Origin of the sequence: Shimia sp. FJ5, assembly GCF_032918335.1 — a bacterium.
Lineage (GTDB): Bacteria > Pseudomonadota > Alphaproteobacteria > Rhodobacterales > Rhodobacteraceae > Shimia > Shimia aestuarii_A.
This window is the reverse complement of the sequence record NZ_JAWJUV010000002.1, coordinates 267,255-290,099: the sequence shown is the minus strand read 5'-3', so window position 1 is coordinate 290,099 and position 22,845 is coordinate 267,255. Positions and strand designations below refer to the sequence as shown.

The 22,845-nt window shown below is 60.1% G+C and carries 17 protein-coding genes; 8 read left to right on the top strand and 9 right to left on the bottom strand.

Features of this window, described 5'->3' with window-relative positions:
• Positions 1 to 106: 106 nt before the first annotated feature.
• Positions 107 to 1,681, bottom strand: coding sequence for a choice-of-anchor L domain-containing protein (locus tag R1W01_RS07905; protein ID WP_243611692.1), 1,575 nt, complete (start codon positions 1,679 to 1,681; stop codon positions 107 to 109).
• 534 nt (positions 1,682 to 2,215) lie between these two features.
• Between R1W01_RS07905 and R1W01_RS07900 the strand changes: the two genes are divergently transcribed.
• Both R1W01_RS07900 and R1W01_RS07895 read left to right on the top strand, forming a co-directional pair.
• On the top strand, positions 2,216 to 3,805 hold the full coding sequence (locus R1W01_RS07900) for a calcium-binding protein (protein ID WP_317275183.1): 1,590 nt from the start codon (positions 2,216 to 2,218) through the stop codon (positions 3,803 to 3,805).
• 39 nt (positions 3,806 to 3,844) lie between these two features.
• Positions 3,845 to 4,213, top strand: a complete 369-nt coding sequence (locus R1W01_RS07895) for a hypothetical protein (protein WP_243611690.1) — start codon at positions 3,845 to 3,847, stop codon at positions 4,211 to 4,213.
• Between the two features lie 17 nt (positions 4,214 to 4,230).
• On the opposite strand, the gene R1W01_RS07890 is transcribed toward R1W01_RS07895, so the two are convergent.
• On the bottom strand, positions 4,231 to 5,334 hold the full coding sequence (locus R1W01_RS07890) for a Hint domain-containing protein (protein WP_243611689.1): 1,104 nt from the start codon (positions 5,332 to 5,334) through the stop codon (positions 4,231 to 4,233).
• A gap of 10 nt (positions 5,335 to 5,344) precedes the next feature.
• Positions 5,345 to 6,952, bottom strand: coding sequence for a Hint domain-containing protein (locus tag R1W01_RS07885; RefSeq protein WP_297754511.1), 1,608 nt, complete (start codon positions 6,950 to 6,952; stop codon positions 5,345 to 5,347).
• 274 nt (positions 6,953 to 7,226) lie between these two features.
• Here R1W01_RS07885 and dapE point away from each other — a divergent pair, with 274 nt between their 5' ends.
• From dapE to R1W01_RS07865, 4 genes are all read left to right on the top strand, one after another.
• A complete protein-coding gene (dapE, locus tag R1W01_RS07880) occupies positions 7,227 to 8,372 on the top strand; it encodes a succinyl-diaminopimelate desuccinylase (RefSeq protein WP_297754514.1) in 1,146 nt (381 codons plus the stop codon).
• Positions 8,373 to 8,374: 2 nt separating this feature from the next.
• A complete protein-coding gene (locus R1W01_RS07875) occupies positions 8,375 to 8,959 on the top strand; it encodes a TIGR04282 family arsenosugar biosynthesis glycosyltransferase (protein WP_297754517.1) in 585 nt (194 codons plus the stop codon).
• 98 nt (positions 8,960 to 9,057) lie between these two features.
• Complete coding sequence (gene rnr, locus R1W01_RS07870; protein WP_317275182.1) at positions 9,058 to 11,310, top strand: ribonuclease R; 2,253 nt, start codon at positions 9,058 to 9,060, stop codon at positions 11,308 to 11,310.
• 247 nt (positions 11,311 to 11,557) lie between these two features.
• Positions 11,558 to 12,937: a lytic murein transglycosylase gene (locus R1W01_RS07865; RefSeq protein WP_297754523.1), complete on the top strand. Its 1,380-nt coding sequence runs from the start codon at positions 11,558 to 11,560 to the stop codon at positions 12,935 to 12,937.
• Positions 12,938 to 12,989: 52 nt separating this feature from the next.
• On the opposite strand, the gene R1W01_RS07860 is transcribed toward R1W01_RS07865, so the two are convergent.
• From R1W01_RS07860 to R1W01_RS07835, 6 genes are all read right to left on the bottom strand, one after another.
• On the bottom strand, positions 12,990 to 14,165 hold the full coding sequence (locus tag R1W01_RS07860) for an ABC transporter permease (RefSeq protein ID WP_243611683.1): 1,176 nt from the start codon (positions 14,163 to 14,165) through the stop codon (positions 12,990 to 12,992).
• A gap of 5 nt (positions 14,166 to 14,170) precedes the next feature.
• Entirely contained in the window at positions 14,171 to 15,442 is a 1,272-nt protein-coding gene (locus tag R1W01_RS07855; RefSeq protein ID WP_297754527.1) for an ABC transporter permease, read from the bottom strand.
• Between the two features lie 122 nt (positions 15,443 to 15,564).
• Complete coding sequence (locus tag R1W01_RS07850) at positions 15,565 to 16,668, bottom strand: extracellular solute-binding protein (protein ID WP_297754530.1); 1,104 nt, start codon at positions 16,666 to 16,668, stop codon at positions 15,565 to 15,567.
• Between the two features lie 77 nt (positions 16,669 to 16,745).
• Complete coding sequence (locus R1W01_RS07845) at positions 16,746 to 17,849, bottom strand: ABC transporter ATP-binding protein (RefSeq protein ID WP_243611680.1); 1,104 nt, start codon at positions 17,847 to 17,849, stop codon at positions 16,746 to 16,748.
• 384 nt (positions 17,850 to 18,233) lie between these two features.
• Positions 18,234 to 19,622, bottom strand: coding sequence for an aspartate aminotransferase family protein (locus R1W01_RS07840; protein ID WP_243611679.1), 1,389 nt, complete (start codon positions 19,620 to 19,622; stop codon positions 18,234 to 18,236).
• Between the two features lie 74 nt (positions 19,623 to 19,696).
• Positions 19,697 to 20,416, bottom strand: coding sequence for a GntR family transcriptional regulator (locus tag R1W01_RS07835; protein WP_243611678.1), 720 nt, complete (start codon positions 20,414 to 20,416; stop codon positions 19,697 to 19,699).
• Positions 20,417 to 20,566: 150 nt separating this feature from the next.
• Here R1W01_RS07835 and R1W01_RS07830 point away from each other — a divergent pair, with 150 nt between their 5' ends.
• Positions 20,567 to 21,652 (top strand): polyamine ABC transporter substrate-binding protein, encoded by a 1,086-nt coding sequence (locus tag R1W01_RS07830; RefSeq protein WP_297754535.1) that lies wholly within the window; start codon positions 20,567 to 20,569, stop codon positions 21,650 to 21,652.
• A 67-nt stretch (positions 21,653 to 21,719) separates the two neighbouring features.
• Positions 21,720 to 22,844: an ABC transporter ATP-binding protein gene (locus tag R1W01_RS07825; protein WP_243611676.1), complete on the top strand. Its 1,125-nt coding sequence runs from the start codon at positions 21,720 to 21,722 to the stop codon at positions 22,842 to 22,844.
• Position 22,845: the final 1 nt, after the last annotated feature.

Genomic DNA, 22,845 nt, shown 5'->3' with positions numbered 1-22,845 from the left:
CCTTTTCGTGCAAAACCCCGACACCACCATGCCCCGCCCCAAAGGGACGGTCAACGGCGGAAGGGCGTTGCAAATCGCGGAAAAGCCGCACGTATTGGGCAGGGCTTTAGCCTTGCCGGAACAGGGCGCGGGCCTCAAAGGCGCGAAGAGAAATCCGGGCCGCCGGGCCATAGCCATATCCCATCATCGCATCGCAGTTGGGCAACAGGCGCAGAATCTCTTCGCGGGTCTCTGCATCAAAGCTCTCGATCGTTTCATGGCCTGGGTGATAGCTCTCGCTATCAAGGCCGTTGCCGCGCACGATCTCGTGCCGATCAAAGAGCAGGTGCACATAGGTCACCGGTGCGCCATCTTCGCGGGGGCGGATCGTGCTGTCATTGACGAGATCCTTGGCCTTCACGAGCACCTCGGGTTCGCCAAACAGAAGGATCGCCCGCGTCGATGTGACAAGCACGCGATGGTTCGGTGAAACCTCGACCGTCTCATGCGCGCCAAGTGCCCCGGCCTCAAAGCGGATCGGCGCATCCTTGCCCTCGGCGCGGCGCGTCGTCTGCCCGATCCAGCGCAGCGGCTGAAACCCATTGTCCCGCGTCAGCACCATGTCACCGGGTTCAAGCGCCTCGATCAGCACCTCGCCCTTGTTGGTGATGATCCGGGTGCCCGCCACGAAACAGGGCGCCGTGGTGACCGTGACAAAACCCACGTCCGAGTTCCCGTCAGAATCCTCGATCGTGTAGGAAAAGACGTTCTCGCCAATGTCGCCGTCAGATTCGATCGTCACGGTGCCATCGACGTTGAAGGTGATCATCTCGCCGCTCGGCAGGGTGATGGTCTCGCCCGGCGTGACTTCCTGACCGTTGATATGGGTGATGTTGAGCGTGGCGCCGGTATAGCTCACATCGTTTTCGGTGAGGTCGAACGTGTAGGATCCGTTGACGCCGATTTCATAGGCATCATCGCCGGCCACAAGCGCGCATTGCACAGAATCGCCCGCGATCAAGAGGTTGGAATCGTAAATTCCGTCGCCGCCATCCGCGATGGCGATCTTGATCTCGTTCTCTTCCCCGGGATTGACCGGTGCCTTGAGCGTCATCGTGAGCGTGAACCCGTCCATCTCGGTGTTGGCAACCTCTGCGTTCTGCGGGTTGTCGACATAGAGGTTCTCGTTCGACGTATTGTTGATGTTGTTGATGGTGATATCGCCATCACCCACCGTCAGCTCTGCTTTGACGCCATTGACCCAGACGCCCACCGCGTCGTTGAAGCCGGAGTTGACGTATTCGAGATACTCTTCAGAGGAGAAGGTGACCTGCATGGTCAACACGCTGCCATCGGGCACAAAGGTCGCTTCGAACACGGCGGCGTCAAAGGTCTTTGCGTTGGCGATCTCTTCGAGGTCACTATCCCCCGAGCGATACCAGTTGGTCGATTCATCAGACTGGCGGTTGGGATCGCCACTGTCGCGGGTGATGTCGGTCGCCTTGCCCGTCGACAGGATCACGCCTGTGTCCGACGGCGTCAGCGCGTCAGAGACGCTATCGCCATTCGAATAGATACCGGACGCTTGGCTTGCACCGGTGTATGTCGCCGACGTGATCGAAACACCCGAGCCAAAGATCGCCTCGGCCATCTCCATATCGGAGGCACTCGTATCAATCGGAAGTTCAGCAGCCGTTACCATTTCATCACCCCAAAGAAAAAACACTCAAAAAGCCCGGGAGAAGGCCCTTCGCCACTCATGCGCCCGACCTCGCCCCGGATGAGGGCCAAGGCGAAACGCACGAAACGTTCGTATGTCTGCGGCACATCACGAAACACTGTCGCACAGGGTCGTCGCAAAGAGCCTTAAACTGCACGGACGGTGGTGGCTTCGGGGAAACACGAGGGTCGCTTCCCCCCACACACATCATCGCGGCACGTCTCGATGCTGTATCTAACCGATTCTCGATGCCTTTTTATTGTCGCAAGTGTGGAAAACACGGGGCATTTGAAGCGTATCCCATCCGAATGGATAGGGTGCCACGCGCGCAGGCGCCTTCTTCCCCGCTCGCACGGTGCGAGAGACAAAGCCCCGCCAACCAAGGCGCGACCCTAAAAAACCAAAAGAACGGGGGCAAAACTGCGCAATACGACTTGGGTTTATGGACGGTTGTCCAGCATATGTGCCACGTTTCCCGAGCGCGCGTTTCATTCTGGACAGCGGAGAGTCCAAAACATGGCGGATTTTATCGGTACGACGGACAGCGACACGCTGACCGGTACGGCGGGCGACGACCTTCTCAAACCCCTCGGCACAACCGAACCTCAAGGTCTCGAGGAACTGGACGGCGGCGACGGAGCGGATGTCTATGACCTGTCGCGCTCGGCCGATGCAGGGATTTACAACTTCCTGATCAACGATAGCGGCACAGACGGTGCGATTGATACGATCGTCGGCGTGGGCGCGCTCTACCAATCCGCCAATCTTGGCTATCAGGGCTGGGCAACCTTCGAACGCGTCGGGGGCGACCTCGTCATTCACCTGCCACACCGCCCTTATTACTTCCGCCATCCCGGCGCGCCATCCTATGACATCGTGATCTCTGACCAATGGGGCGACGGAACCATCACGACGATGACGGCGGGCGGCACGCTCTACAACCTCATCACTGGCCGCGATGGCACCACAGAGGCCGACATCCTGACCGGCGGAGACAAGCGCAGCCGCCTCAACGGCGATGCGGGCGACGACTACCTCTATGGCAATGGCGGGCGCGATCGCCTCGACGGGGGCGATGGCGACGATGTGCTCTTTGGGGGCAATCGCGCCGATGTCCTGCTCGGTGGCAGCGGCACAGACCGCATGTTTGGCGGCAATGGCAACGACAAGATCCGCGGCGGTGCGGACGGCGATTTCATCTATGGCGAAAACGGGCGCGACAAGGTCTGGGCCGGGGCGGGCGCGGATTTCGTGCGCGGCCATGACGGCAACGACACGCTGCGTGGCCAGAACGGCAAGGACAATCTCGACGGCGGCGCAGACGACGACCTGCTCATCGGCGGCAAAGGCGGTGACCTCTATACCTTCTACGTCGGCACAGACGGCGCCGCGAGCGGCCATGACCGTATCCGCGATGCAGGCAACAAGGCGACCTACCTCAATGCCGACATCATCGAAATCAACGGCATCTACGGCCCGTCGTCTCCGGTCGGCTTGGACGGCGCCTTTGCGATGCTCGACTTCGCTCGCATCGGCAATGACCTCCTGATCGAAATCGGCACCAACGCCGACAGCACGATCACCGTAGAGAACATGTTCCATGAGGACGCCAACCGCTGGTTTGTCGAGTACCTCGAACTCGGGGCGGGCTACTGGAGTTCGATCCGCTTTTGGTTCGTTGATGGCGCCGTAAGCAATATCGGAGACGACCGCGATCATGATAACGGGCTCTATACGGGGGCGGTGAACGAAGTGCTCGTCGGAACGGATGCCGACGACCTCATCTATGGCGATGCCGGGCACAACTTCATCTGGACCGGGGCCGGGGCGGATACGCTCATCTATAAAGAGAACGACGGTGGCTCTTTCGGTGCCTACGGCGGCGGCATATCGCATGATATCGTTCTCGATTTCGACCCATTGCTCGACACGCTCGACTTCTCCGAAATGAAACTCGCTGGGCTCTCTTCCCTGACGCTGGGCGAGGACGAAGACGGCGACGCGACGATCTATTGGGATAGCGGCACATGGGAAGTCGCCGATGTCTCGATCGAGTTGCGGAATGTGTCCCTCGACATGCTCGACGCGGACAACTTCATCTTCTGACGCTTGACGCCACTCCTGCACGCGGGATATGGCCGCGCCATGGAAAAGACGAAAAAGACATCGCGCCAGCAGGTCTATACCCTGCTTGTTCAGGTTGGCCGCAAGGATGGCGACGGGCTTCCCGATGACGCCACCGGCGCCGCCCTCATGATCTATGCGAGCGGCATCGACGAGGCCGAAGCCGTGCGCGAGACCGTGGCGATCCTCAAGCAGGCCGATCTCGCCCCGCTTGACGTGACCGGCTATGGCACCCGCGAAGAACGCGAGGCACAGGGCCACGAGATCGCCGAGGATGAGCAAGAGCTGATGCAGCGCGCGCTTGACGAGAACTCGGTCGTCGTCGCCCAGATGACCGCCTTCTACAACGGGGAAGAAACCCTGCCCGCCGACGAGTCGAGCGCGCACTAAGGCGTTTCAGGAGAGGATCAGGCCGCGCTCAGCTGGGTCGCGAGTGTATTGGCCTCAAACGCACCAAGCACCGGATAGGGCCGCGCGATATGCTCTGGCAGGTGGTTGCGCGGCAGCCCCGCAAGAAGGCTCGCGGCGAGAAGATCGCGTTTGCGCCGAAGCCGCCCGATATCGAGACTCGCAAGATAGGTGCCCGCCGCATAGATCGCCTCGGCCTGCGGCAAGAGAAGCTGGGTATAGGTCACAAGCGCATGGCCCTGCTCGCGCACCCCGGCGGCACCACCGGTCAGATGCCCCGCAGGCACAAGCACATGCTCGCGTCCGAAAAGATATTCGACCCGCGACCCGCCGACGAGAACCCGCTGCCCCGGCTTGACCACGATATCACGCTCGAGCCCGAAATAGGGATGACGTAGGCGCACCGGCTCGAACAGGCCGCGCGCCGGCACCGTGCGGCGGAGCACATCAAGCACCGGCACAACCTTGCCCCCAAGCGTTTCGACAAGATCGCCGCGTTGCAAATCGCCGAGCGGGCGTATTCCATAGGGCGTCGCCACAGGAAGAGAGGCCGTCAGCCCCGGCATCGGCCCAATCGGTTCGATCCGGTCGGATACGGCAAGGAAAGAGACATCCTCATCCATCACCGAGGCCGCGGGATTGTGGATCATGTCACGCACATCCGCCAGCGTGAGCGCCACCGGCGTCGCGACGACGGTCTGAAAGCAATGCGCCACGTCCGGTCGCTCGACCGCAAGCCGCGCCCAACCATGCGCCACGTCCCAGCTATAGGTGATGCGCAAGATATCGGTGCGCCGTGCCTCTGCATCGTGGGTGAGCGCCGCGTGGCACATGTCGCCCTGGCGCGTATGCACGAGGGATATCCCCCCGCCCGGCACCGCGCGCAGCATCAGGCTCATCTCTGCATCGAAATCGCGTTTGAACCCAAGAAGAAGCTGCGGTGCCTCATAGGGCGACAAGCGCGTCTCGAGAAGAAGGCTCCCCCGTGCCATTGGACGGTCGAGATCCTGCAACGCCTCCGGCGCATCACCCCGCCTTATGCGGGCGAGTCCTTGCGGCGCGAAAAGCGCATCATTGCGGTCCCGAAGGGCGATCCAGGTCATCGCGCGCCCCTCACGCCACCCGCTTGCCGGACTTGGTCAACACCGCCGCCTCGTAGGTCTTGAGCAACCGCCGCGCCGCCGGGCCATATCCCTCACCCGTCTCGCGATCGAGTTCAGGGAACAGGGTAAAGATCTCTTCCACAATCTCCTCTTCGAAGATGTTGCTGATCTCCGGCCCCGGTAGGAAACTCTCGGTCTCAAGCCCCTGCGAGAACACGATCTGGTGGCTATCGAACAGCATATGGAAATAGGTGACATCTCCGCCGGTCTCTCGCGTGACGCGCTGATCGTCGATCAGGTCTTTCGCCTTCACCAGAACCTCTGGACTATCGAACAAAAGCTCGGCCCGGCTGTCGCGTAATAGCACCCGATGCTGCGGGGATACGAGAAGTGTGCCGTGATCGCCAAAGCTCTCTGCCTCGATCCGGATCGGTGCAAGGGCGCCCTCCGCCGGAACCGTCCGCGACCCGATCCAGCGCACTTCCTGCGCGCCGTTCTCATAAGTTTCGACAAGATCGCCAACGTCGATATCCTCAACCGGGACATCTCCCTCTGGCGTGCGGATGAGCGTCCCCTTCACGAAACAAGGCACCGCGGTCGAATTGATCGTGACAAAGCCGACATCGCTCGTGCCGCTCTCATCCTCGATCGTATAGGTAAAGTTGACCTCTTCCTCGTCCCCGTCCGAGGTCACCTCCAAGGTGCCATCGGCGTTGAGCGTGATAACCTGACCAGTCGAAAGGACAATGGTATCGCCTGGCTCGACCGGCTGACCGTTGATATGGGTGATGGTCAGCGTGCTGCCAGCTTCGTCATTGTCGAGCACATCGACCGTCTTGGTCGCGTTGAGGCCCATGGTCTGCCAATCGGCATTGGCGATGACCGCCGTCTGAACGGAATCCCCCGCGATCAGCACGTTGGAGTCATAACTGCTGTCCCCGACATCAACGATACCGATCAGGATTTCGTTGAGCTCACCCGGATCGACATCCATGGTGAGCGTCATGGTGACGGTGAACCCGTCCATCTCGGTGTTATAAGCATCGCCCGTGTTGTCGAGATAGAGGTTCGAGTTGTTGGTTGTGTTCACCGTCGAGATGCTCGCATTGCCCGACCCGACCGCAACCTCGACCTCCTCGCCGTTGACCATAACAATCACGGCGTCGTTGTAGATCGAGTTGATATACTCCGGATATTCCTCCGACGAGAACACGAACTGCATGGTCATCGTGTCGCCTGTCGGGATGAATTGGACCTCGAGATAGGCCGCATCATAGGTATTGGAGCCGACGATATTGTTGAACAACGGGTTGTTGTTCTCGCCGCTCGTATTGGTCGAGGTGCTGCTCGATTGGTTGGTGTTGGTGGAACTGCCACCCCACCAGCCACCGCCGCCGCTGTTGGTAAAATCCCGAACGTTCCCGGTCGACAGGATCACCCCTGTGTCGCCGGGGGTCGCTTCGGGTGAAATGGTATCGCCGTTGGAGTAAATCGCCGATGATCCGTTCGAGCCACTGTAGCTCGCATTGACCACGGTCACGCCGTCGCCAAAGATTTCCTGCGCCATTTCCGTGGCGCTCGCACCTGTATCGTAGGTGAGTTCCTGCGCAATAGGCATACTGCCTGCCCTCAAATTATGCGAGGCAGCGCCTTGGTCTCGCTCACCGTTATGACTCGGTGTCGCGAGGGCGAAATTATAATGGGTCTAAATGCCCGCTCGAATACCCTGCCTCGGGTTTATTATTGGCCCGATCATGCCAGATTTGTTCCGCCTTGTTAAGCCTTTGAAGAGAAAACACGCCAGACGCGGCACTGCGCCGGCACGGCTGTTGCATTGAAGCCATCGCGGCGGCGCTGTATCTCTGGGCCAAACCCTTCCAAAGGAGCCCCGGATGCCCGCCATTGACCCCGCCGACCTGACCGCTGCCCTGATCCGTTGCCCCTCTGTCACACCCGAAGAAGGCGGTGCGCTCGTGCTGCTCGAAGAGCTGCTCTCCGGGGCCGGTTTTGCCTGCACCCGCGTGGATCGCGGTGGGGTGTCGAACCTCTTCGCCCGCTGGGGCGACAAGGGCCATGCGCGCACCTTCGGCTTTAACGGTCATACCGATGTGGTCCCGGTCGGGGACGAGGCCGCCTGGACCGTCGATCCCTTCGGTGCGGAACTCCGCGACGGGATCATGTATGGCCGCGGTGCGACCGACATGAAATCAGGGGTTGCCGCTTTCGCCGCCGCCGCCGTGGATTTCGTGCGTGAGACGCCCCCCGAGGGCGCCATCGTCCTAACCATCACAGGCGATGAAGAAGGCGACGCCGTGGATGGCACAACGGCGCTTCTCGACTACATGGACGCCGAGGACGAGAAGATGTCCGTCTGCCTTGTCGGCGAACCCACCTGCCCCAATGAGATGGGCGAGATGATGAAGATCGGTCGCCGTGGCTCTCTTACAGCGTGGTTTACCTTTACTGGCAAACAAGGCCACTCCGCCTATCCCCACCGCGCCAAGAACCCACTCCCGGCGATGGCGCGCCTGATGGACCGCTTCGCCTCCCATACGCTCGACGACGGCTCCGAGCATTTTGACGCCTCGACGCTGGCCATTGTCACCATGGATACCGGCAACCCCGCGACCAACGTGATCCCCGCCGAGTGCCGCGCCACGGTCAACATCCGCTTCAACGATCTCCACTCCGGTGCCTCGCTCACCGACTGGATGCAGAGCCTTGCCGATGCGGTCGCCGCCGAGTCCGGGATCGAGATCGGGATGGAGGTGAAGATCTCCGGCGAGAGCTTTATCACGCCCCCCGGCCCGCTCTCCGATCTCGTCGCCGCCGCGGTCGAGGCCGAAACCGGCCGCACGCCCGACCTGTCGACCACCGGCGGCACCTCGGACGCCCGCTTTGTGCAACACCATTGCCCGGTGGTTGAGTTCGGCCTCGTCGGCAAGAGCATGCACCAAGTGGATGAAAACGTCCCAGTCGCACAAATCCACCAGCTCAAGACCATCTATAGCCGCATACTTCGAGACTATTTCGCCTGAATATGGCCCATCGCGCACGTCTCATCGTCATGGTCAAAGAGCCGCGGCCCGGTCGGGTCAAGACACGGCTCGGGCGCGATATCGGAATGACGCGGGCCGCGTGGTGGTTTCGTCACCAAAGCGCTGCACTCCTGCGCCGGATCACTGACCCGCGCTGGGACACGCTATTGGCGGTTGCCCCTGATCGCGCAGGGCTCGCCTCTCGTGTCTGGCCCGCCGATCTGCCGCGCCTGCCGCAAGGCCCCGGTGACCTCGGGGACCGCATGGCCCGCCTTCTGCGCACGCAACCGCCCGGCCCGGCCTGTATCATCGGTGCTGACATTCCCGGCATCCGACGGCACCACATTGCCGAGACCTTTGCCGCGCTTGGATCAAACGACGCCGTGTTCGGCCCCGCAACGGATGGCGGCTATTGGCTCGTCGGCCTCAAACGCACCGCCGCGCCGCCCCCCGGATTCCTGCAAGGCGTCCGCTGGTCCACACAGCACGCCCTCGCCGACTCGATGGCAACGCTGCCCCACCACCGTATCGCCCTGACGACGACGCTCCATGATGTCGACACCGCCGCCGATCTTCCTCTTGCCTAAAATATCCCGGGGTGAATTGAGCCGCAGGCTCAAGAGGGGCAGCGCCCCTCCGCCTTTTTCCCAATGACGCGCCGCGCGGCCCGTGCTAGGCCCAATCCATGCGTATACCGACCAAAGCCGAGATCCTCGACTGGATCTCCGAGAACCCGACCCTGACCTCCAAGCGCGACATCGCCAAAGCCTTCGGGATCAAGGGCGCCGCGCGGATCGACCTCAAGCGCCTGCTGAAGGAGCTTGAGGAAGAAGGCCACCTGTCGAAACGCAAGAAAACCTACCGCGACCCCGACAGCCTGCCGCCCGTCTCTGTCCTGCAGATCAGCGGCCCGGATTCCGATGGCGATCTCTACGCCCGCCCGCTTGAATGGGAGGGCGACAGCGAAGAACCCCTGATCCTAGTGATCCCCCGCGCCTCTGATCCCGCCCTTGGCCAAGGCGATCGCATCCTTGCCCGGCTGACCGAAATCGAGGGCGAAGCCTGGCGCTATGAGGGCCGCCTCATCCGTCGCATCGGCACCAATCCCAAACGTGTGCTCGGCGTCTTCCGCCTGACTGCCGAAAGCGGCCGCATCGTCCCCATCGACAAGGGCGACGGTAAGGAATGGCAGGTGCTGAACGAGGGCATCAACGGCGCCAAGGACGGCGAGTTGGTCGAGGCACAACAAACCGGCCCCAAGGGCCGCCTTGGCCTGCCCCGCGCGAAGGTCGTGGAACGCCTCGGGGATCCCTCTGCGCCCAAGGCCGTCTCGCTCATCGCGATCCACCAACACGGCATCCCCGATGCCTTTCCCGATGGGGTCATCGCCGAGGCCGACGCCGCCAAGCCCGCCCCCCTCGGGGAACGCGAGGACATGCGCGATATGCCCCTCGTGACAATCGACCCGGCGGATGCGCGCGACCATGACGATGCTTGCTGGGCCCATGCAGACGACGACCCCAAGAACGAGGGCGGCCATGTCATCTGGGTCGCTATTGCCGATGTGGCCCATTACGTTACCCCCGGTTCCGAGCTTGACCGCGAGGCGCGCAAACGCGGCAACTCATCTTATTTCCCTGACCGTGTGGTGCCGATGCTGCCGGACCGCCTGTCCGGCGATCTCTGCTCGCTTCACGAAGGCGTCCCGCGCGCTTGTATCGCCGTGCGGATGCAGATCGACGCCAAGGGTCACAAACTGAGCCATCGTTTCGTGCGCGGCATGATGCGCTCTGTCGCCTCGCTCAACTACGCCGAAGTGCAAGAGGCCCGCGACGGCACACCGAACGCGCGCTGCGCTCCCCTGATGAAAGAGGTCATCGACCCGCTCTACGCCGCCTACACCGCCCTGACCAAGGCCCGTGCCGCGCGCCAGCCGCTCGATCTCGACCTGCCAGAGCGCAAAGTCGAATTGACGCCCGAGGGCAAGGTCGCCTCGGTCATGTTCCGCGATCGGTTCGACGCGCATAAGCTCATTGAGGAATTCATGATCCTCGCCAATGTCGCTGCCGCCGAGACACTCATCGCCAAGAAATCGCCTCTCCTGTTCCGGGTCCACGAAGAGCCGAACCCCGAAAAGCTCGACTCCTTGCGCGAAACGGCCCAGGCCGCTGGGTTCAGCCTCGCCAAAGGGCAGGTGCTCAAGACACAGCACCTCAATGCGCTTTTGAATGCGGCCGCCGGGACGGAGGATGCCGAGCTCATCAACCTCTCGACCCTGCGCTCCATGACCCAGGCCTACTATAGCCCGTCGAATTTCGGCCATTTCGGCCTCGCGCTGCAATCCTACGCGCATTTCACCTCGCCGATCCGCCGCTACGCCGACCTGATCGTGCACCGTGCGCTGATCTCGGCGCATGGTTGGGGCGAGGATGGGCTGTCGCCGGAAGGGATCGAGAACCTCGAGACGACCGCCGGGCATATCTCCGACACCGAGCGCCGCTCCATGCTGGCCGAGCGCGACACCAATGACCGCTATCTCGCGTCCTATCTTTCTGAACGGGTCGGCAACGAGTTCACTGGTCGCATTAGCGGCATTGCGCGGTTCGGTGTCTTCGTGAAGCTTGACGAGACCGGTGCGGACGGGTTGATCCCGATGCGCAATCTCGGACGGGAGTACTTTAAGTATGACCACGAGAGCGAAACCCTGCGCGGCTCCGAGACCGGTCTGACGATCGGCCTTGGCCAGCGCGTGACCGTGCGCCTGACCGAGGCGGCGCCGGTGACGGGCGGTATCGCGCTCGAACTGCTTTCCATCGATGACAAGAAAGTGCGGCAAGGCCCCAAACGCGGGCGCGGCAAACCGGTTCGGCGAAAAGAGACCAAGGCCAAGAAGAAGGCCGCCAAGACCAAACGCAAGGTCAATCGCCAGAGGCGCTAGGGCGCGGTTTATTTCGAAGAAATCGGGGCGAAGTCTTTGAAAGACTTCGTTAACCCGCGCGTTCGGGTAAGGTTTCTGGGCACGCCGAGACCCTCGCAGACGCAATACAGACGCGATACCGACGTAATACCGACGTGGGTTTTCGCGTTAACCTTTGTCGGCAAATCCCCGCGCGATCTTTTCGGGATTGCTTCTCGGATCGCAACAATCGCGCTAGAATGGCGAAAAAACAAACCGAGGCAAAACGATGCGATCCCCGATTCTGGGCCTTCTTCTTGGTGCCACCGCCCTTGGCACCCCGGCACTCGCCAACGCCCCGGCGCAATCCCCGCGCCCGATGACGCGCGTTGCCGAAACGCCTGAAATAACCCTCGCCGCAGCCGCCCCCGCGCGTTCTCTGCGGCCGCAGTTGCGCGACCTAGACCTCGCGACAACCACCCCGCAAGTGACTGAAACGGCTGGAGATGCCGGGTTTGATCGGTGGATCAAGTCGTTCCGCTCGCGGGCATTGGCCTCTGGTGTGCGGGCTTCTGTATTCGATCAGGCCTTTCGCGGTGTGCGCTACAATAGCAGCATCATCAAGAAGGACCGGAACCAGTCCGAGTTCACCAAGACCATCTGGGATTACCTTGCTTCTGCTGCATCCGACACTCGGATTCGCAACGGCAAGGACGCCCTGCGCCGCCACAACCGCACGCTCGAGGCCATCGAGCGCCGCTATGGCGTCGACAAGGAGGTCGTGACCGCCGTCTGGGGCCTTGAGAGCGCCTACGGAACCTTCCGTGGTGACATTCCCACCATCGAGGCGCTGGCGACGCTCGCCTATGACGGGCGGCGCGGAAAGTTCTTTGAAGCTCAGCTACTTGCGGCGCTCAAGATCATCCAGAACGGCGACATTCCCGCGCATCGCATGACCGGTAGTTGGGCTGGGGCGATGGGCCATACCCAATTCATTCCAACCTCCTACGAGAGCTTTGCCGTCGATTTCACCGGCGATGGCCGTCGTGATATTTGGTCCGATGATCCGACTGACGCGCTTGCATCGACGGCGGCATACCTTGCCAAGTCCGGCTGGCAACGGGGCAAGCCTTGGGGCGTCGAAGTGCGCCTGCCGGCTGGGTTCAACTACACGCTCGCCAATCGCAAGATCCTGAAATCGCCTGCACAATGGGCCGCTCTTGGCGTCACAGACATGAACGGTCGAGCCGTGCCGAATAGCAACGGGCAAGGGTCGATCCTGCTTCCGGCTGGCGGCAATGGCGCAGCGTTCATGATTTTTTCGAACTTTTCTGCGATTGAGAAATACAACACTGCGGATGCCTACGTGATCGGCGTCGGACACCTGAGCGATCGCATCAAGGGCGGGCCGCCCATTCGCGGAAAATGGCCGCATGGCGACCGTGCGCTAACGTTCAGCGAACGGAAAGAGCTTCAGCGCCGCCTGACCCGCGCCGGATTTGACACACAGAAGATCGACGGCAAGATCGGCCCGCTGACAATCAACGCCGTGCGCGCCTTTCAAGAGGCAAAGGGTCTGACCCCGGATGGCTATGCCTCGCTGACCTTGTTGCAGCAGCTCCGGCGCTCTGGCGGCGGCGGGGGCAAAACCCCAAAGGTTCTGCGGTAACAAAAAAGGGGGCGCGAACGCCCCCTTTTCAATTCTTTAACCTTTGACCCGCTTACTGCGGCGACATTCCCCGGAGACGTTCCGAACGACGACGCAGCATTTCAACGGTCGTCAGTAGCATGATCGAGATCACGACGAGGATCGTCGCCACGGCGAGGATGGTCGGGCTGATCTGTTCGCGCAGGCCTGTAAACATCTGCCATGGCAGGGTTTTCTGACCGGCGGAACCAACGAAGAGCACCACGACAACCTCATCGAACGAGGTGATGAAGGCGAAGAGACCGCCCGAAATCACGCCCGGCAGGATGAGCGGCATCTGCACCTTGAAGAAGGTGGTGACCGGGTCCGCCCCCATGTTCGCCGCCGCACGCGTGAGCGAGCGGTCGAAACCGACAAGCGTTGCCGTCACGGTGATGATGACAAAGGGAATGCCGAGGGCCGCATGCGCCAGTACCACGCCGAGATAGGTGCCTTGAAGGCCGATCCGGCTATAGAAGAAGTACATACCAGCCGCCGAAATGATAAGCGGAACGATCATCGGGGAAATCAGGATCGCCATGATCGCGCGCCGGAACGGCACATGCTCAGAGCTAAGACCAATGGCCGCCAGCGTCCCGAAGCTCACCGATAGAATCGTCGCCATCGGCGCGATCAGAACCGAGTTCTTCAGGCTGTTCTGCCAGTCGCTGCTGGTCAGGAAGTCACGGTAGTGCTTGAGCGAATAGCCTTCGGCTTTGAACTGAAGCATCTCCGGCGTGAAGGTGAAGAAGTCTTCCGCGTTGAACGAGAGCGGTAGAACCACGAGGATCGGCGTGATCAGGAAGACGAATATCGCCCCACAGATCACACGGAACGTGTAGTGCCAAAGAACCTGGCCGGGGGTCAGGTAGGGCGCAAGCGTCTGGCGGTAACGGCTTTCTCCGACGAAGAAAATATACCAACCAAAGAACCAGCCCAAGAGCGCGCCGACCACAAGACCGGGCACGCCGCCCAGCGCAAAGCCAACCGCGCCAAAGCCCAGGAGCATTGCAAGGCGAGCAGGTTTCTCCTGCTTCACGATGGTTTTGAACACGAAAGCGAGGACTGCAAGAAGCCCGGCGCCAATCAGGATTCCGAGAAGACCCGAGCCCTGAGCCGTGCCGATGAAAAGCCCGAAGAAGGCACCAACCGCGGCAGAGGCCGCTGCGGTGAAACCGGGGGTTTGTGGAGTAACGGGTGTTAGTGCCATGTCTCTTATCCCAGTTTCACGTTGTCGATGCCGACGATCTTGTCATAGGCCCAGTACAGGATGAGGACCACGGCGAGCAGGATCGTCCCAAGCGCGGCCGCGAGGCCCCAGTTGAGCGAGCTCGAGATGTGGTACGCAATCCGGTTCGAGATGAAGACGCCCTTGGTGCCGCCTACGATTTCCGGCGTGATGTAGTAGCCGATGGCGAGGATGAACACGAGGATCGAGCCTGCGCCGATGCCCGGCACCGACTGCGGGAAATAGACCCGCCAGAACGCCGTCCAGTTCGTTGCGCCAAGCGATTTCGCCGCACGCAGATAGGTTGGCGCAATCGTCTGCATCACCGAATACATCGGCAGGATCATAAAGGGCAGAAGGATGTGCGTCATGGCGACAATCGTGCCGAACTGGTTGTTGATCATGACCAATCGCGCGTCATCGCCAACCAAGCCCAGCCAGACCAACACATCGTTGATCACCCCCTGCTGTTGCAGCATCACTTTCCATGCGGAAGTCCGCACAAGGAGGGATGTCCAGAAGGGTAGAAGCACGAGAATCATCAGCAGGTTCGCCGTTCGAGACGGCAGGTTCGCGAGGATCCAGGCGACGGGATAGCCAAGCAGGATACAGCTTGTCGTGATGACGAGCGACATGAAGAGCGTTCGCCCAAACAGCGTCATATAGATCTGCTGGTTCTCAGGCCGCGCTTCCGGGCCATCGACGCCTTTTTGCATGTCTACCGAGTTCAGGAAGTAGCCATTGGTCAGCTTCGGGCTATAGGTCTGAAGCGTGCGCCAGACCTCGATATCGCCCCAATCCTTGTCGATATCGATGAATTTCTCTTTGAACGGCGCGTCTTCGGCAAGATCCCAACGTTTGACCTTACGGCCAGATTTGCGGAACAGCGACGAAAGGCCCGTCTTTTCATAGTTCAGTCGAGAGCCAAGGCGCGTGTGCGTCTTCTCCTCGACCGCGATTTTCATGTCTGCAGCCAGCGCGGCAAAGACCGCTTCGCTCGGCAGTTCGCCGGAATTGGCGTCCCATTCCTGCAATTCCGCAACCGTCTTTGGCAGCGTGTCCGAGACGATCTGGTTCTCGACCGAACGGAACAGCATGTCCACGATCGGGAGGATGAATGTCAAAAGTACGAATAGAAGCAGAGGCGCGATCAGCATCAGCGCGCGGAGCTTTTGCATCCGCAGCGCGCGCGCAAGGCTACGTTTAAGCGGTGTGCCGTCGGCCGCAAGAACCGGGCCGGTATCGGTGGTGTCGCTCATGTGGCTCCCCGTTGTGTCGCCTGTTTTCGGCGCTCATTTGGTCCGTGCGGACATATTGATGCGGGTTTGCATCGGATGCGGAGGGGCGTGCATCGCCCCTCCGCGTCGTTCAGGTCACGCGATTATTTCGCGAGCCAAGCCTGGAATTTCGCGTCGATGTCGTCGCGATAGTCAGCCCAGAACTCGTAGTTGTAGAGGAACGTGTTCTTGGCGTTTTCCGGGTCGGTCGGCATGTGCGGCGCCATGTCGATGCCGAGCTCTTCGTGCTTACCAACGAGCGGTGCCGAGGACTGACGTGCCGGGCCGTACGAGATGTATTTGGCCTGGTCCGCGAGACGCTGAGTGTCGGTCGCGAAGTAGATGTAGTCCAGTGCACGTGCCTTGCGCTCTTCGCTCAGGCCTGCCGGAATGATCCAACCGTCAAGGTCGAACACCTGTGCGTCCCAGAGCATTGCGACCGGCTGATCCTGCTCTTCGATGACCGAGAACAGACGACCGTTATAGGTCGAACCCATCACGACTTCGCCATCGGCGAGAAGCTGCGGGGTGTCAGCACCGGCCGACCACCAGACAACGCTGTCTTTGATGGTGTCGAGCTTGGCGAGGGCGCGCTCTTGACCTTCTGCGGTCTCGAGAACGTCATACACTTCTGCTTTCGGAACGCCGTCACAAAGCAGAGCCCATTCCATGTTGTTGATCGGGCGCTTCTCGAGCGCGCGCTTGCCCGGGTAGGCTTCGAGATCGAACACGTCGCAGACGCTGGTCGGCGGGGTGTCGCCCACGAGGTCGGTGCGGTAACCGAAGGTGGTCGAGTAAACGATCTGCGGGATGAAGCACTCGGAGACGAGCAGGTCACCAAAGTCATCAGCCGCCGAGGTGCCATCGGGCGCCGGTGCGAGTTGGGTGTCCGGATCGATCTCCATTGCGAGACCTTCGTCGCAGAGACGCATTGCGTCAGCTGCCACAACGTCCACAACGTCCCAGGTCACGTTGCCCGCTTCGTTCATCGCGCGCAGCTTGGCCACGGCTTCAGCCGAGCTCTCGTCGTTGATGATCGAGACGCCGGTCTTTTCCATGTAGGGCTCGTGATAAGCCTTTTGCTGCGAGTTGGAGTATGCGCCGCCCCAGGACACGATGGTCATTTCGTCGGCCATGTCAGCCGCGAAGGCCATCGGCGCGCAAATAGCGGTCGAAAGTGCCAGTGCGGTCAGTTTCGTAAACTTCATAGTTTTCTCTCCTTGTTGAACTTTAATGTTTTGTTTTGCTCCCCCGGTCGCCCGGGAGACGCGATGGCGCATTGGACTTAGGCGTCCAGTGCGCGGCAATCCTCCGGCAACCAGCCGATCTCGATCTGCTCGCCCGGCTTCAGGCGAACCTGGTCCGGAGCATTCCGGGTCTTGATAATGAACTCATCATTCCCGGCGACCCGGAGACGGGTCCGGAAGATGTCCCCCATATAGATAAACTCAAGCACTTCGGCCTTGAGCGTGTGCGCCCCTTCTTGGAGGCGCTCTTTATTGTATTCGACGCGCTCGGGGCGGATCGAAACCCGTGTGCGTGCACCCGGCTGCACCGAGTCGTGCACGGGGTTGCAGTCGATCAGTTCGCCGTCATCGAGCTGAACCAGCGCGCGGCCGTTCTTGATCTCTTTGACGGTGCCCTCAAGCGTGTTGTTCTCGCCAATGAATTGCGCGACGAAGCTGTTGATCGGTGCTTCATAAAGCTGATCGGGCGGCGCGAGCTGCTGAATGCGACCATCGTCAAACACGGCAACACGGTCCGACATGGTCAGCGCTTCGGTCTGGTCGTGCGTCACGTAGACCGTCGTAATACCGAGGCTGTGGGCGAGGTGCGTGATCTCGAACTGCATCTTCTCACGCAGCTGCTTGTCCAGCGCGCCGAGCGGTTCGTCCATCAGAACAAGCTCAGGTTCGAACACCAGAGCACGCGCCAGGGCGACACGCTGCTGCTGGCCGCCCGAAAGCTGCGCCGGGCGGCGGCCGCCAAAGCTGCCCATCTCGACCATGTCGAGGGCACGCTTGATCTTTTCCTCGCGCTCGGATTTGCCAAGCTTGCGTACCTCGAGCGGGAAGCTCAGGTTCTCGGCAATCGTCATGTGGGGGAAAAGGGCGTAGTTCTGAAAGACCATGCCGATGCCGCGCTTGTGCGGCGGGATGTTGTTGATGGAGACGCCGTCGAGGCGGATGTCACCATGCGTTGCGGTTTCAAAACCAGCAAGCATCATGAGGCAAGTTGTTTTGCCGGAACCGGACGGCCCGAGCATCGTGAGAAACTCGCCTTTCGGCATTTGGAGGTTGAGATCTTTTACGACGAGCGTTTCGCCATCATAGCTTTTCTGGACGCGTTCGAATTCAACGAAAGCGTCGTTCGATGCAGAATCGGCCAAAACTGGCTCCCTGTGTTGTTTATCTGGCAGATTGTTTCTGCCCTATTGCTTGAAATGTAAGCACACCCAATCGGGTAAGTGCAACACCAGATACAAAACACGACCGTAGGGCCGAGGTCACCCGTTTCAGTGCATGTTTTGCGACGGTTCATACAATTTTTCCGACATATGCCTCCTGTTTGGGCCGTCGGAGGCTGGGAACCATGCTCGAAAAAATCGTGGCTAAACGCCTTTACAACAGGGGCCATCAACCAATGGTTGCGGCCCCCTCTTGAGACTATCCAAGACGCTGCACAGACAGCGAGCATCCAAAAGGGATTGTGGGGAAAAATTGAGCGCCCGACACGTGAATGTCGGGCGCAATCATTTCATCTTCGGCCTGACTTAGGCGAGCAGATCTTCTTTCTGAAGCTGGGAATAGGTCAGGTCTAGTGCCCGAGTCGCCCGCTCAATCAGGGTGTCGATCTCTGCTTTCGAGATGATGAGCGGCGGCGAAATGACCATGCGATCGCCCACATGACGCATGATCAGATTGTTGGCAAAGCAATGCTCGCGGCATTTGAACCCCACGGTGCCGGCAGGCGCCTTGAAAGCTGCGCGGGTCGCTTTGTTCGGGGTCAGGGCAATCGAGCCCATCATGCCAACGATCTTCGCCTCGCCGACAAGCGGGTGATCCGCGAGAGCTTCCCATTTTTCCTTCAGATACGGCGCAGTCTCTTCACGCACCGTGTCGATAATATGCTCTTCTTCGAGAATCCGCAGGTTTTCGAGCGCGACTGCGGCGGCGACCGGGTGCCCGGAATAAGTGTAGCCGTGATTGAACTCGGTTCCACCGATGACTTTCGCCACCTCGTCGGACAGGATCGAGGCCGCAATCGGCACGTAGCCCGAACTCAAACCCTTGGCGATGGTCATAATATCGGGACGGATACCGAGAGTTTGCGAGCCAAACCACTGCCCGGTTCGACCAAAGCCACAAATGACCTCATCCGCGATCAGAAGGATTTCATACTTGTCGCAGATACGCTGTATCTCGGGCCAATAGCTGTCGGGTGCCACGATCACACCGCCCGCTCCCTGCACCGGTTCTGCGATAAAGGCCGCGACCCGATCCTCGCCAAGCTCGATAATAGCTTCTTCCAATTCGCGCGCGCGCGCGAGGCCGAACTCTTCCGGGGACATGTCGCCACCTTCGGCATACCAGTCAGGTTGGTTCAGGTGATGGATATCCGGGATCGGGAGACCACCTTGGGCATGCATGCCGCTCATGCCGCCAAGGCTTGCCGCTGCGACGGTCGACCCGTGGTAGGCGTTCTTGCGGCTGATGACGACTTTCTTCTCGGGTTTGCCCTTCTCTGCCCAATAGGTCCGCACGAGACGCAGATTGGTGTCGTTCGCCTCGGAGCCAGAGCCGCCATAGAAGACATGGTTGAGATCCCCCGGCGCCAACTCGGCTAGCTTGGCCGATAGGGCGATCACGGGTACATGGGTCGTCTGGAAAAACGTGTTGTAGTAGGGCAGTTCACGCATCTGGCGCGCGGCAACCTCGGCCAACTCCTCGCGGCCATAGCCAATATTTACGCACCAGAGGCCTGCCATCGCATCCAGGATTTCTTCGCCTTCGGAATCGACAAGCGTCACGCCCTTGGCGCGGGTGATGACACGGGCGCCTTTCTCGGCAAGCTCTCCTTGCGCAGTGAAGGGATGAACGTGATGTGCCGCATCCAGAGCCTGCAGCTCGGTCGTCGGCATGTGATTGGTGATCATACTCATAAGCGTGCCTCTTGAGATAGGAAGGAGCCGATCAGCGGCATCGGCAAAGCTACACGCAGAATATGATCAAATTTTTACGTGTCAATCATCTCGCCTGACTGAGCGTTCTCCATGAGCACCTCCCGGACTTGCTCCATGCCCTGCACAACGTCATCTCGAATGGCGATCGCCGCGGCCTCGCCATCGTTTGCCCGCAACGCTGCGAGCGTTTCCTTGTGCTTGTCCGGTAGGTTCTGAGTTCCCATGCGACCACAGACAACACGCAGCGACGGGCCGAAACGAAGCCAGAGGCTCTCGACGATAGAGGTCAGGATTGGCGCATCGGCGATCCGGTAGAGCTTTGAATGAAATTCAAAATTCAGGTGCAGATATGCTCCGACATCGCCCAGAGAAATCGCGACGTCGAGCGCCGTATCGATCTCTTCGAGTGCATTGATCTCGGCGGGGGTGGCTTTTTTCGTCGCTCTTCTCGCGAGTTCCGGCTCAAGCGCTTTGCGTGCAAAGATCAATTCTTCAATGCAGGCGGTGTCTGGCGTCGGCACGGTAACACGCCGATTCCCCTGAAATTCCAAGGCTCCTTCTGACGTGAGACGGCGAATCGCCTCGCGGACTGGGGTCATTCCAGCGCCGAGAATCTCAACAAGCCCTTGGATTGTGACCGGTTGTCCCGGTGCGAGTTCTCCAAAAAGAATGCGGGTCCGCAGATCTTCATACACCTGCTGATGAACGGGAATACGTTGTGGAATTTCATCAGGATAGGCATCCAACTGCCTTGGGGTGCCAACGCCTGCCATTTGTGCAAATCTCCCTTATCACGCCGTCGTTTCTTGCAGATTTCCGCGGCTCTCGAATAATCCGATGTTGCCATATGCCCCAAACTTGATCAAAAATTTTCTCGTGATTTTCGGTCGGGCACATGTCCGACAATCCAACGGGAGACAAAAATGAAACACACCCTTCTGACATTGACTGCCACCGTAGCTCTCGGCGCGATGGCTGCCAACGCCGAGGAAGTGCGCGTCTACAACTGGTCCGATTACATCGACGAAGAACTTCTGACCAAGTTCGAAGAAGAGACCGGCATCGACCTGATCTATGACGTGTTCGACTCCAACGAAGTTCTCGAAACCAAGATGCTCGCCGGCGGGTCCGGTTATGACGTCGTGGTGCCGACCGGTTCGTTCCTTGCGCGCCAGATCTCTGCGGGAGCCTTCCAGAAGCTCGACTTCTCGATGCTGCCCAACGAAGCGAACATGTGGGACAAAATCAAAGCCCGCACCGCGAACTACGATCCCGGCAACGAGTACTCCATCAACTACATGTGGGGCACGACCGGCATTGGCGTGAACGTCGGCAAGGTCAAAGAGATCCTTGGCGAAGACGCTCCGATGGACTCGCTCGCACTGATCTTCGATCCGGCCAACATGGAGAAGCTTGGCGAATGCGGCGTGCATTTCCTCGACGCTCCGGACGAGATGATCCCCGCCGCGCTCAAGTATATCGGTGAGAACCCGAACACGATGGACGCGGATGTGGTCGCCAAGGCCGAACCGGTCCTGATGGGTGTGCGCCCTTACGTGCAGAAGTTCCACAGCTCGGAATACATCAACGCTCTGGCAAACGGTGATATCTGTGTGGCCTTTGGGTGGTCCGGCGATATCCTTCAGGCGCGTGACCGCGCAGACGAGGCGGATAACGGCGTCGAGATCGCATACTATGCGCCTAAGGAAGGCGCTCTGATGTGGTTTGACCAAATGGCGATCCCGGTTGACGCTCCGAACCCGGAAGGCGCGCACAAGTTCCTGAACTTCATCATGGATGCCGAGAACATGGCCGCCGCGTCGAACTATGTCTATTACGCGAACGGCAACCTCGCCTCTCAGGAGTTCCTCGAGGAAGACGTGATCGGCGATCCGTCGATTTATCCGAGCGAGGAAACCGTCGAGAACCTCTACACCAAGGACGGCTACCCGCCGAAGGTTCAGCGTAAAGCGACCCGTATGTGGACCAAGATCAAGTCCGGCACCTGATCTTTCTCAACAACCAGGCCCGCGCGTTCGCTTGACGTGCGGGTCATTTCTTACGGGAGTGGGCCATATGCCTCAGGACGTCTTCGCCCCTTGGCTTGATCCGGATGAGAAACCAATCATCCAGTTTAAGAACGTCACCAAACGCTTTGGCGATTTCATAGCCATCGACGATCTCACGATTGATATATACGAACGCGAGTTTTTTGCTCTTCTCGGTCCCTCGGGCTGCGGCAAGACGACGATGATGCGGATGCTCGCCGGGTTCGAAACACCGACCGAGGGTCATATTCTCCTCTCGGGTCAGGACATGGCCCCCGTACCGCCCAACAAACGCGCCGTGAACATGATGTTCCAATCCTACGCGCTCTTTCCGCATCTTTCCGTCTGGGACAATATCGCCTTTGGCCTGCGTCGTGATGGGATGCCCAAGGACGAACTGGGCGCCCGCGTGAGCGAAATGCTCCGCCTGACGCGGCTCGAGAAATTCGCACGGCGCAAACCGCACCAAATTTCCGGGGGTCAGCGTCAGCGCGTCGCCCTCGCCCGCTCGCTCGCCAAAGCACCCAAGCTCCTGCTGCTTGATGAACCGCTTGGCGCTCTCGACAAGAAACTACGTCAGGAAACGCAGTTCGAGTTGATGGATATTCAGGAAAAGACCGGCACGACCTTTGTCATTGTGACCCACGATCAGGAAGAAGCGATGACCGTCGCGAGCCGTGTCGCGGTCATGGATCATGGTAAGATCGTGCAGGTGGCCACACCCGCCGAAATTTATGAGACCCCGAATTCGACCTACGTCGCGGACTTCATCGGCGATGTGAACCTGATCGAAGGCAAGGCTGGCGCGAAGGATGGTGACAAGCTTGCCATCACATGGGGCGAAGGTCTGCCGGATATCATCGGCACGCCGCAGACGAGCTTCGACAAGGGCCAAACCGTGCATTTCGCCATTCGTCCTGAGAAGGTGGCAATCACGCATGATAAGCCCACGAATCCGACCGCGTTCCGGGGCAAGGTGCTTGATATCGCCTATCTCGGGAACCTCTCGACCTACCATGTCGAGCTTCCCAATGGACAAATTATCAAGGCCCAAACCGCCAACAACCGACGCATCTCGCGCCGGGGCTTTACTTGGGAAGACAAGGTCTGGGTAAGCTGGACGGACACCGCCGGTGTCTTGTTGGAGAACTGAT

Coding starts and splice junctions, on each gene's coding strand:
- R1W01_RS07905 (WP_243611692.1), bottom strand. CDS start 1,681: ATGGTAACGGCTGCTGAACTTCCGATTGATACGAGTGCCTCCGATATG.
- R1W01_RS07900 (WP_317275183.1), top strand. CDS start 2,216: ATGGCGGATTTTATCGGTACGACGGACAGCGACACGCTGACCGGTACG.
- R1W01_RS07895 (WP_243611690.1), top strand. CDS start 3,845: ATGGAAAAGACGAAAAAGACATCGCGCCAGCAGGTCTATACCCTGCTT.
- R1W01_RS07890 (WP_243611689.1), bottom strand. CDS start 5,334: ATGACCTGGATCGCCCTTCGGGACCGCAATGATGCGCTTTTCGCGCCG.
- R1W01_RS07885 (WP_297754511.1), bottom strand. CDS start 6,952: ATGCCTATTGCGCAGGAACTCACCTACGATACAGGTGCGAGCGCCACG.
- dapE (WP_297754514.1), top strand. CDS start 7,227: ATGCCCGCCATTGACCCCGCCGACCTGACCGCTGCCCTGATCCGTTGC.
- R1W01_RS07875 (WP_297754517.1), top strand. CDS start 8,375: ATGGCCCATCGCGCACGTCTCATCGTCATGGTCAAAGAGCCGCGGCCC.
- rnr (WP_317275182.1), top strand. CDS start 9,058: ATGCGTATACCGACCAAAGCCGAGATCCTCGACTGGATCTCCGAGAAC.
- R1W01_RS07865 (WP_297754523.1), top strand. CDS start 11,558: ATGCGATCCCCGATTCTGGGCCTTCTTCTTGGTGCCACCGCCCTTGGC.
- R1W01_RS07860 (WP_243611683.1), bottom strand. CDS start 14,165: ATGGCACTAACACCCGTTACTCCACAAACCCCCGGTTTCACCGCAGCG.
- R1W01_RS07855 (WP_297754527.1), bottom strand. CDS start 15,442: ATGAGCGACACCACCGATACCGGCCCGGTTCTTGCGGCCGACGGCACA.
- R1W01_RS07850 (WP_297754530.1), bottom strand. CDS start 16,668: ATGAAGTTTACGAAACTGACCGCACTGGCACTTTCGACCGCTATTTGC.
- R1W01_RS07840 (WP_243611679.1), bottom strand. CDS start 19,622: ATGAGTATGATCACCAATCACATGCCGACGACCGAGCTGCAGGCTCTG.
- R1W01_RS07835 (WP_243611678.1), bottom strand. CDS start 20,416: ATGGCAGGCGTTGGCACCCCAAGGCAGTTGGATGCCTATCCTGATGAA.
- R1W01_RS07830 (WP_297754535.1), top strand. CDS start 20,567: ATGAAACACACCCTTCTGACATTGACTGCCACCGTAGCTCTCGGCGCG.
- R1W01_RS07825 (WP_243611676.1), top strand. CDS start 21,720: ATGCCTCAGGACGTCTTCGCCCCTTGGCTTGATCCGGATGAGAAACCA.